This is a genomic window from Brooklawnia sp. (assembly GCF_032229645.1).
GTDB lineage: Bacteria > Actinomycetota > Actinomycetes > Propionibacteriales > Propionibacteriaceae > Brooklawnia.
Window position 1 is genome coordinate 23,431 of record NZ_JAVTWX010000117.1, and the last position, 8,136, is coordinate 31,566.

Genomic DNA, 8,136 nt, shown 5'->3' on the forward strand with positions numbered 1-8,136 from the left:
TAGGGATAGGAGCGCTATGCATATCGATAAGGACCTCGTGGCCGCCTCCGCGACGCCGCTCGTCCTGGGAATCCTGGCCAGCGGCGAATCCTACGGCTACGCGATTCTCAAGCGCGTCAATGAGTTGTCCGGTGGCCAGATGCAATGGACCGACGGCATGCTCTACCCCCTGCTGCATCGCCTGGAGCGACTCGGCTACGTCGATGCGTCGTGGGGCAGCTCCGATACCGGACGAAAGCGCAAGCACTACGCGATCACGCCGACCGGCCAAGCACTGCTTGCCGAGCGGCAACAGCAATGGAGCATCGTGTCGGACGCGTTGGCTCAGGTCTGGCGTAGCGTCGAAGGCCAGGCACGCCCGATCGGAGGGTGGGCATCATGAGTGCGCAGCCACAACCCAATCCGCACGAGGAGTTGGAAGCTCAGATCGCGCAGTGGCGCCGCTATGTCCAGCGGCGCGACGCGATCTCGGTCGCAGACGTGGACGAGATGGAAGACCATCTGCGCGAACGCATCGACGAACTCCGGTCCGTGGGCCTCGACGATGACGAATCGTTCTTGGTGTCCGTCAAGAGGATGGGCAGCCTGGACGAGCTCTCGCGCGAATTCGCTCGGGAACACTCCGACCGGTTGTGGAAGCAACTCGTGCTGGTTTCTCCCGAACCGGCGGGCCCCCGCCGAGCGTCTCGCGAGCTCGCCGTCATGCTGGGCCTCGCGGTCGCCGCCGGCCTGACGATCAAAGCAGGATTGCTGGCGCTCAGCGATCTGGCGTTCGTCATGAACGCTGCACTGCTCATCTTGCCGTTCGTGGCCGGCTATCTCGGCTGGAAACGTCGCCTGAGACTACCTACGGCTGCGGTCATCGCAGGCATCTTCGTCGTCCTCGCCGTGGCGCTCAACGCATATCCCTTCGACGACAGTGGCTCGACCATGCTGGTCGCCACGCTGCATGCGCCGGTGGTCGCCTGGGGCGCGGTGGGTCTCGGCTATGTCGGTGGACGCTGGCGGTCCCAGGAACGCAGGATGGACTTCGTCCGATTCACCGGCGAACTGGTGATCTATTACGTTCTGCTGGCCCTCGGCGGCGGAGTGCTACTGGCCTTGTTGGCGATGGTGCTCACGCTTGCCGATCTGCCATCGGTTTCGATCGATACCATGCTGGGTCGCTGGATTCTTCCGCTGGCCGCGCCTGGCGCGGTGCTCGTCGCCGCCTGGCTCGTGGAGGCCAAGCAGAACGTGGTCGAGAATATCGCCCCCGTGCTCACCAAGGTCTTCACGCCGCTGACCTTCCTCATGCTGGTCGGATGCCTGGTCGCGCTGATCCACGCCGGTGATCTCACCGAGGCCGACCGGACGCTGCTGATCGTCATGGACGCCATCTTGGTGCTGGTGCTCGGTCTGCTGCTCTACGCCGTCTCGGCACGCGATCCGCTGGCTCCTCCGCAGTTCTTCGACGGTTTGCAGGTCGCGCTGTTGATTGCCGCAATCGGCGTGGACGCAGTCGGGATGGCCGCGATGACGAGCCGGATCGCCGAATTCGGCGCGAGCCCGAACAAGGTTGTGGCTCTCGGCCTCAACGTGCTCCTGCTGATTCAGCTGGTCTGGTCGGCCGTGCTCGGAGCTGGGTTCTGTCTCGGCAGACGCCCCTTCGCTCAGCTCTTCGGCTGGCAGACCCGCTTCCTTCCGGCATACCTGATATGGGCGGGGTTCGTCGTGCTCGCCATTCCGCCCATTTTCGCCTTCAACTGACGTGCCGACTATCGAGCGGCGAAAGATCGTCCGGCGCTCGACCTGAATCTGCGCCCTCCCAAGGATCTAGTCGGTGACGATCGGCAGACCGGTCACCTGCGCCGCCTTCTCGACGGAGCCGAGGTTGGTCACATTGACGATGCCCGCCTTCTCCATCAGCTTCATGGCCTGGCCGGCGCGGTTGCCCGAGCGGCAGTAGAGGTAGTACTCGGCGTCGGGATCCATGCCCGGGATTGCCGCCTCGAACTGGCCCCCACTGAAGTCGAGAAGCCGGGCGCCCTCAAGATGCCCCTCGGCGAACTCGCTGGGAGTGCGAACGTCGAGCAGAATCGCGTCGCTATCGAGCGGTGCGGCCTCGTAGCCGGACTGCGAACCGGACGAGCATGCCGCCATACCGATGACGAGCGCGACGCCGGCCAACCACAATGCGGCAGTACGGACGAACGAGGGCCTGCGACGATTCATGGCGATCCTTTCGGTGAACAGAAAACTAGCAAACGGTGGTCGAGATCCCGAGCATGTCCCGGCTGGGCGGTAGCCGTCAGCAGGATTGGGCGGCGGATCGCCGAGCGATTTCTTCTCGCACCTCGTCCATATCCAGGTCTTTCGCGCCTTGGATCAGCTGCTTGAGCTGGGCCGGACGCAGCAGGCCGGGCTGGGCGAAGAGCAGGATCCCGTCACGAAAGACCATCAGCGTGGGAATCGAGGTGATACCGAATTGCGCGGCGAGTTCTTGCTGGGCCTCGGTGTCGACCTTGCCGAAGACGATGTCGGTGTTCTGTTTGGAGGCGCGCTCGAAGATCGGCGCGAAAAGCCGGCACGGGCCGCACCAGGCGGCCCAGAAGTCGACGAGCACGACGCCTTCGGCGATGGTGCTCTCGAAGTTCTCCAAGGTGAGGTCGGTGGTGGCCATGCGGATCGTCCTTCCGAGGTAGCGGGATTCAGCGCCCGAACAGACGCGCGAAGAAGCCACCCTGTTGAGCCTTCGCGGCGTCGATCTCGGATTGGGTGTGCTTGCCGTTGCACCACTGCGATGCGGGCACTGTGGCCTTCACTGAGGCAATGTGCTGGCCGCAGCCGGCCCAGGTCGTCTTCTGGCAGGTGCGGCAGGTAACAGGTCGGCACATCTCGTCGGTATCCCTTCGGTCGTTCAGTCGGATCAGATATACCCCTCGGGGTATCGCTCTCCGCTAATATACCCCCGGGGGTACCTACAAAGTCAAGTCCGGCCAACCATAGGGCCGCAGGGCCCGTGACTGGCTACATGCGATCTGGGCCTGATTCCCCTGCTGAATCGATTTAGCGGTTCAGGCAACTCGCAATCGCATGTAGTTAGTCACGCCCTCGCCATCTGAAAGAGCCACAAGTGGCCTCAGGAGAGCTTCTCCAGAATCAGCTCGCGGACGCGGGCCGCGTCGGCTTGTCCTCGCATCGCCTTCATGACCGCACCGATCAACGCGCCGGCCGCTTGTACCTTGCCGTCGCGGATCTTCTGAGCAACCGCCGGATTCGCCTCAATCGCGGCGTCCACGGCCGCCGACAAGGCACCATCATCGCTGACCACCACCAGTCCACGAGCCGCCACCACATCGGCCGGCTCGCCTTCACCGGCGAGCACGCCGTCGATCACCTGACGGGCCAGTTTGTCGCTCAGCGTGCCGTCGTCCACCAGCTCCTGCAAGACGGCCACCTGGGCCGGGGTCATGCCCACCTCGTCCAGCGCGACGCCGTTCTCGTTGGAGCGGCGGGCCAGATCGCTGACCCACCACTTGCGAGCGGCCGACGCCGTCGCGCCTGCCTCGACGGTCGCCGCGATGAGCTCAAGCGCCCCTTCGACGCCGTTCACGTCGCGCATCTCGAGATCGGTGAATCCCCATTCGGCCTGCAAATGCGCACGGCGCTCGGCCGGTGGCTCGGGCAGCGTGGCTCGCAGTTCCTCAACCCACTCGCGGCTCGGCGCCACCGGCACGAGATCGGGCTCCGGGAAGTAGCGGTAGTCTTCGGCCTCTTCCTTCGAGCGTCCCGCGGTGGTGAAGCCACCCTCGTTCCACATCCGGGTCTCCTGATGAACCCTGCCACCGGACGCGAGTACGGCCGCCTGTCGGCAGATCTCAAAGCGCAGTGCGCCCTCGACTGACTTCAGCGAGTTCACGTTCTTGGTTTCGGTGCGGGTGCCCAGTTCGGTCGATCCCTTCGGCATCAGCGAGACGTTCGCGTCACAGCGCATGTTGCCGCGCTCCATCCGCGCCTCCGAAACGCCGAGCGCGCGCATCATCTCGCGCAGATAGGCCATATAGGCCCGGCCGACCTCGGGACCCTTCGCGCCGGTGCCGAACACCGGACGAGTGACGATCTCCATCAGCGGCACGCCTGCACGGTTGTAGTCGACCAGCGAATGGCCCGCGCCTTGGATACGGCCCGAGCCGCCGACGTGGGTGTTCTTGCCGGCGTCTTCCTCCATATGCACGCGCTCGATCGGGATCACATAGCTGCGGCCATCGAGTTCAACGGTGACCTCGCCGTCGACGCACAACGGCTCGTCGTATTGCGAGACCTGGTAGTCCTTCGGCATGTCCGGATAGAAGTAATTCTTGCGGGCGAAGCGGCACCATTCGGCGATACCGCAGCCCAGTGACAGACCGATCCGGATCGCAGATTCGACGGCCTTCCTATTGACCACCGGCAGCGAGCCGGGCAATCCCAGGCAGACCGGGCAGGTGTGGCTGTTCGGTGCACCACCGAACTCGGTCGTGCAGCCACACCACATCTTGGACGCAGTATTCAGCTCGACGTGCACCTCGAGGCCCAGCACCACATCGAAGCGCTCCATCGCCTCGTCGTAGTCCATCAGCTCATCGCTCGCATAGACGCTCATCGCGTTCTCCCCTCACGGCCGGCGGCCTGGCCGACCTCGGGTATCCGGTCGAGCAGCGGTGATCCCCAGCGATCATTGAGCGCGGCCTCCAGGGCCCCGCCGAGCAGATAGCAGCGATCATCGGCCATCGCGGGGGCCATCACCTGCAGGCCGACCGGCAACCCATCCTCGGCGGCCAATCCGATCGGGAAGCTCGCCGCGCTGATGCCGGCAAGATTCGCCGGGATCGTGCACAGGTCGGACTTGTACATCGCCATTGGATCGTTGGTCCGCTCGCCGAACTTGAACGCGGTAGTCGGTGCCGTCGGCGAGATCAACACATCGCACTTGCCGAAGGCGTTCGCGAAGTCCCGCGCGATCAGGGTGCGCATCTTCTGAGCCGACCCGTAGTAGGCGTCGTAGTAGCCCGCCGACAGCGCGTAGGTGCCAATCATGATGCGACGCTTCGCCTCATCCCCGAAACCGGCGGCGCGGCTGAACCGCATGACCTGCTCGGTGGACGCGGACCCGTCGTCGCCGACGCGCAGGCCGTAACGCATGCCGTCGTAGCGCGACAGGTTGCTTGATACCTCGGCGGGCATGATCAGGTAATAGGTCGCCAGTGCGTAATCGAAGTGCGGGCAGCTGACCTCGACGATGTCTGCGCCCAGGCCGGAGAGCAGTTCGACTGCCTCGGCGAATCGCTGCTCGACGCCGGGCGCATAGCCCTCGCCGCCCAACTCGTGGACGACACCGATGCGTAGACCTTTGATGTCGGCCTTTCGGGCCGCCGCGACCACGTCGGGCAGCGGGGAGTCGATCGAGGTGGAATCGGCCGGATCGTGGCCGCCGATGACCTCGTGCAGCAATGCCGCGTCCAGCACGTTGCGGGCGCACGGTCCGGGTTGATCGAGCGAGGACGCCATCGCGATCACGCCGAATCGGGAGACTCCGCCGTAGGTCGGCTTGGTACCGACGGTGCCGGTCACCGCGGCGGGCTGACGGATCGAGCCGCCGGTGTCGGTGCCGATCGCCAGTGGGGCCTCGAACGCTGCCACGCAGGCGGACGAGCCGCCGCCCGAGCCGCCCGGGATCCGTTCCAGATCCCACGGGTTGCGGGTCGGCCCGTAAGCCGACGACTCGGTCGATGACCCCATCGCGAACTCGTCGAGGTTCGTCTTGCCGAGGATCACCAGGCCAGCTGCCAGCAGCCTGTCAACCACGGTGGAGTTGTATGGCGGGATCCAGCCCTCCAGAATGCGGGAGGCGGCGGTGGTCGGCAGTCCCTGGTAGCAGAAGAGATCCTTCACACCGATCGGCACGCCGGCCAGCGGGCCCAGCCTCTCGCCTGCGGCAACCTTCGCATCGACCGCGCGAGCCTGTTGCAGTGCGCGTTCGGCGTCGATGGCCAAGAATGCATGCACGTCGGTGTCCACCTGCGCGATGCGGTCCAGATGAGCCTGGGTGACCTCTTCGGAACTCTGCTCGCCCGCCGCGATCCGGCGGGCTAGTTCCGCGGCGGTCTGCTTGATCGTGGACGACATCATTCCTCCGCATCCAGAATCCGCGGGACGCGGAATTGATTCTCCTCGACGGCCGGCGCAGCGGCCAGCATTGCGGACGCCGGGTAACTCGGACGCACCTGGTCATCGCGGAAGACATTGACCAGCGGCACCGCATGCGACATCGGTGGTACATCGTCGTCGATGGCCTCGGCGAGGGTGGCCATCGATGCCAGGATCTCATCCATCTGCGGAGCCAGCCGGGCCAGTTCTTCCTCAGTCAGTTCGATGCGGGCCAGATCGGCCAGCTTCGCGACGTCCTGCGCGGTCAAAGCCACGAGCACTCCTGTTGTGTCGTCCACGCCACCGGTCCCGGCGGCCAGGCCATCTGGGTGACGGCCAACTCACGAGACATCTTAGGACCCTCCAGAGAATTACCGCTGCGTGTCAATTCCCTGTCAGGCCCTTGGTGGCTGTGCTCAGGACGCCTTGACCGCCGGTTTCGGCGAACGGGCCGGGCGAGAGGCCATCAGTTCCTCGATCTCCTCGAGGCTGCGGTTCGAGGTTTCCGGCAGATGACGGGCCGCCAGCCACAAGGCGATGACATTGAGCACCGCGAAGGTCATGAAGACCGGCCCAAGACCGACCCAGCCCAGCAGCACCGGGAAACTGAACGTGATCACCGCGTTGGCCAGCCACTGGACGAGCACCGACAGACCAACCCCGAGCCCGCGGATACGCAACGGGAAGACCTCGGAGATCATCACCCAGGTGACCGGGGAGACGGCGCCCTGCTGACCGGTCAGGAAGACCAGCATCAAGATCAACACCAGCCAGGTGGCACCCTGTCCCTCGGTGACCAGCGAGATCACGCCGATGCCGAGCAGCGAGAAGATGATCAGCACCTGACCCAAGGCCAGCAGCTTCTTGCGCTTCAGCTTGCGTACCAACACCAGGCCCGCCAAAGCGGCCAGCACACTGATGACGCCGTTGGCGATGGTCGCCGTCAGCGCGGCGTTCGTCCCGATACCGGTCGATTCCAGAATCCGCGGCGCGTAGTACATGATCGCGTTGACACCGGTGATCTGCTGAATGACCGACAACCCCATGCCGATCACCACAATGCGCAGCACCCACGGCAGCCGTAGCGCACCGAATCCCAATGATTCTTGAGAGTCGTTCTTGTCGATGGTGGAACGGATCTGATCGATCTGCGCCTCGGCGTGCTCGGCGCCGACCCTGGCCAGCGCGTGACGAGCCTCGTCCTCGCGGTTCTGCGCGACGAACCAGCGCGGCGATTCCGGCATCAGCCGCATGCCGATCCACAACCCGATAGCGGGGATCGAAGCCAAGATAAGCATCCAGCGCCACGACGACGATTCGCCGTAAAGCTGCGCGATCAGCGCATTGTTGGTGTAAGCGAGCAACTGACCGGTGACGATCATCACCTGATCGATCGCAACGATCGAACCACGACGCTCGGCCGGTGAGACCTCGGCCAGGTAGACCGGCACCGTGGTCGATGCGCCGCCGACGGCGATGCCCAGCACCACCCGGAAGAAAGCCATCACGTGCATGGTCGGAGACAGTGCGGCACCGACAGCGCCGACGAAGAAGATGACGGCCAACCAGAGCAGCATCCGTCGGCGTCCGAATCGATCCGACAGGCCGCCGCCGAAGACCGAACCGAATGCCGCACCGATGGGCAGCGCAGCGGTGATGATGCCCTCCGCCACATTACTCAGCCCCAGACCGCCGTCGGCGACCGGGTGAGCCATGAACGGCAATGCGCCGGAGATCACGCCGGTGTCGTAACCGAAGAGCAGACTGCCCAAAGTGGCGATCAGGGCGACTGCCCAGATCGGCAATGGACGAACTGCGGGACTAGCATTGGCGGTCGACATACGGCCATTCCTCCTAGCTGGAACCCCGGGTTGGGTCCGCTGGTACATAGTAAGGGCCTGACAGAGAATTAGCGCGTCGAGTGGCGGTTTCTGGGCGGGATGCATGATAAGGCGGAGGTTCGCCCTC

9 protein-coding genes are annotated in these 8,136 nt (G+C 64.7%); 2 read left to right on the top strand and 7 right to left on the bottom strand.

The genetic code is table 11. From position 1 onward, the window contains the following. Positions 1 to 16 precede the first annotated feature (16 nt). Complete coding sequence (locus tag AAFP05_RS08740; protein ID WP_341729474.1) at positions 17 to 382, top strand: helix-turn-helix transcriptional regulator; 366 nt, start codon at positions 17 to 19, stop codon at positions 380 to 382. Continuing rightward, positions 379 to 1,749 carry a permease prefix domain 1-containing protein gene (locus tag AAFP05_RS08745; protein WP_341729475.1) on the top strand — a complete coding sequence of 457 codons (1,371 nt, stop codon included), beginning with the start codon at positions 379 to 381 and terminating at the stop codon, positions 1,747 to 1,749. Before AAFP05_RS08740 ends, AAFP05_RS08745 begins: the two co-directional genes overlap by 4 nt. A gap of 66 nt (positions 1,750 to 1,815) precedes the next feature. Here the strand turns inward: AAFP05_RS08745 and AAFP05_RS08750 are convergent, their stop codons facing one another. The 7 genes from AAFP05_RS08750 to AAFP05_RS08780 form a co-directional block, all read right to left on the bottom strand. Continuing rightward, positions 1,816 to 2,214 (bottom strand): rhodanese-like domain-containing protein, encoded by a 399-nt coding sequence (locus tag AAFP05_RS08750; RefSeq protein ID WP_341729476.1) that lies wholly within the window; start codon positions 2,212 to 2,214, stop codon positions 1,816 to 1,818. 76 nt (positions 2,215 to 2,290) lie between these two features. Beyond that, a complete protein-coding gene (gene trxA / locus AAFP05_RS08755; RefSeq protein WP_341729477.1) occupies positions 2,291 to 2,662 on the bottom strand; it encodes a thioredoxin in 372 nt (123 codons plus the stop codon). Between the two features lie 28 nt (positions 2,663 to 2,690). Further along, positions 2,691 to 2,876 carry a hypothetical protein gene (locus AAFP05_RS08760; protein ID WP_341729478.1) on the bottom strand — a complete coding sequence of 62 codons (186 nt, stop codon included), beginning with the start codon at positions 2,874 to 2,876 and terminating at the stop codon, positions 2,691 to 2,693. Positions 2,877 to 3,121: 245 nt separating this feature from the next. Beyond that, a complete protein-coding gene (gene gatB, locus AAFP05_RS08765) occupies positions 3,122 to 4,624 on the bottom strand; it encodes an Asp-tRNA(Asn)/Glu-tRNA(Gln) amidotransferase subunit GatB (protein WP_341729479.1) in 1,503 nt (500 codons plus the stop codon). Beyond that, positions 4,621 to 6,147: an Asp-tRNA(Asn)/Glu-tRNA(Gln) amidotransferase subunit GatA gene (gene gatA / locus AAFP05_RS08770; protein WP_341729480.1), complete on the bottom strand. Its 1,527-nt coding sequence runs from the start codon at positions 6,145 to 6,147 to the stop codon at positions 4,621 to 4,623. Before gatA ends, gatB begins: the two co-directional genes overlap by 4 nt. Next, positions 6,147 to 6,443, bottom strand: a complete 297-nt coding sequence (gene gatC / locus AAFP05_RS08775; RefSeq protein WP_341729482.1) for an Asp-tRNA(Asn)/Glu-tRNA(Gln) amidotransferase subunit GatC — start codon at positions 6,441 to 6,443, stop codon at positions 6,147 to 6,149. The genes gatA and gatC overlap by 1 nt, the downstream gene beginning before the upstream one ends. Positions 6,444 to 6,584: 141 nt before the next feature. Beyond that, the gene (locus AAFP05_RS08780) at positions 6,585 to 8,009 is read right to left on the bottom strand and encodes a sugar porter family MFS transporter (protein ID WP_341729481.1); all 1,425 of its coding nucleotides are present in this window, start codon (positions 8,007 to 8,009) and stop codon (positions 6,585 to 6,587) included. Positions 8,010 to 8,136: the final 127 nt, after the last annotated feature.

What these genes read in the sequence shown, in the direction of transcription:
- AAFP05_RS08740 (WP_341729474.1), top strand. Translation starts at nt 17, where the DNA reads ATGCATATCGATAAGGACCTCGTGGCCGCCTCCGCGACGCCGCTCGTC.
- AAFP05_RS08745 (WP_341729475.1), top strand. Translation starts at nt 379, where the DNA reads ATGAGTGCGCAGCCACAACCCAATCCGCACGAGGAGTTGGAAGCTCAG.
- AAFP05_RS08750 (WP_341729476.1), bottom strand. Translation starts at nt 2,214, where the DNA reads ATGAATCGTCGCAGGCCCTCGTTCGTCCGTACTGCCGCATTGTGGTTG.
- trxA (WP_341729477.1), bottom strand. Translation starts at nt 2,662, where the DNA reads ATGGCCACCACCGACCTCACCTTGGAGAACTTCGAGAGCACCATCGCC.
- AAFP05_RS08760 (WP_341729478.1), bottom strand. Translation starts at nt 2,876, where the DNA reads ATGTGCCGACCTGTTACCTGCCGCACCTGCCAGAAGACGACCTGGGCC.
- gatB (WP_341729479.1), bottom strand. Translation starts at nt 4,624, where the DNA reads ATGAGCGTCTATGCGAGCGATGAGCTGATGGACTACGACGAGGCGATG.
- gatA (WP_341729480.1), bottom strand. Translation starts at nt 6,147, where the DNA reads ATGTCGTCCACGATCAAGCAGACCGCCGCGGAACTAGCCCGCCGGATC.
- AAFP05_RS08780 (WP_341729481.1), bottom strand. Translation starts at nt 8,009, where the DNA reads ATGTCGACCGCCAATGCTAGTCCCGCAGTTCGTCCATTGCCGATCTGG.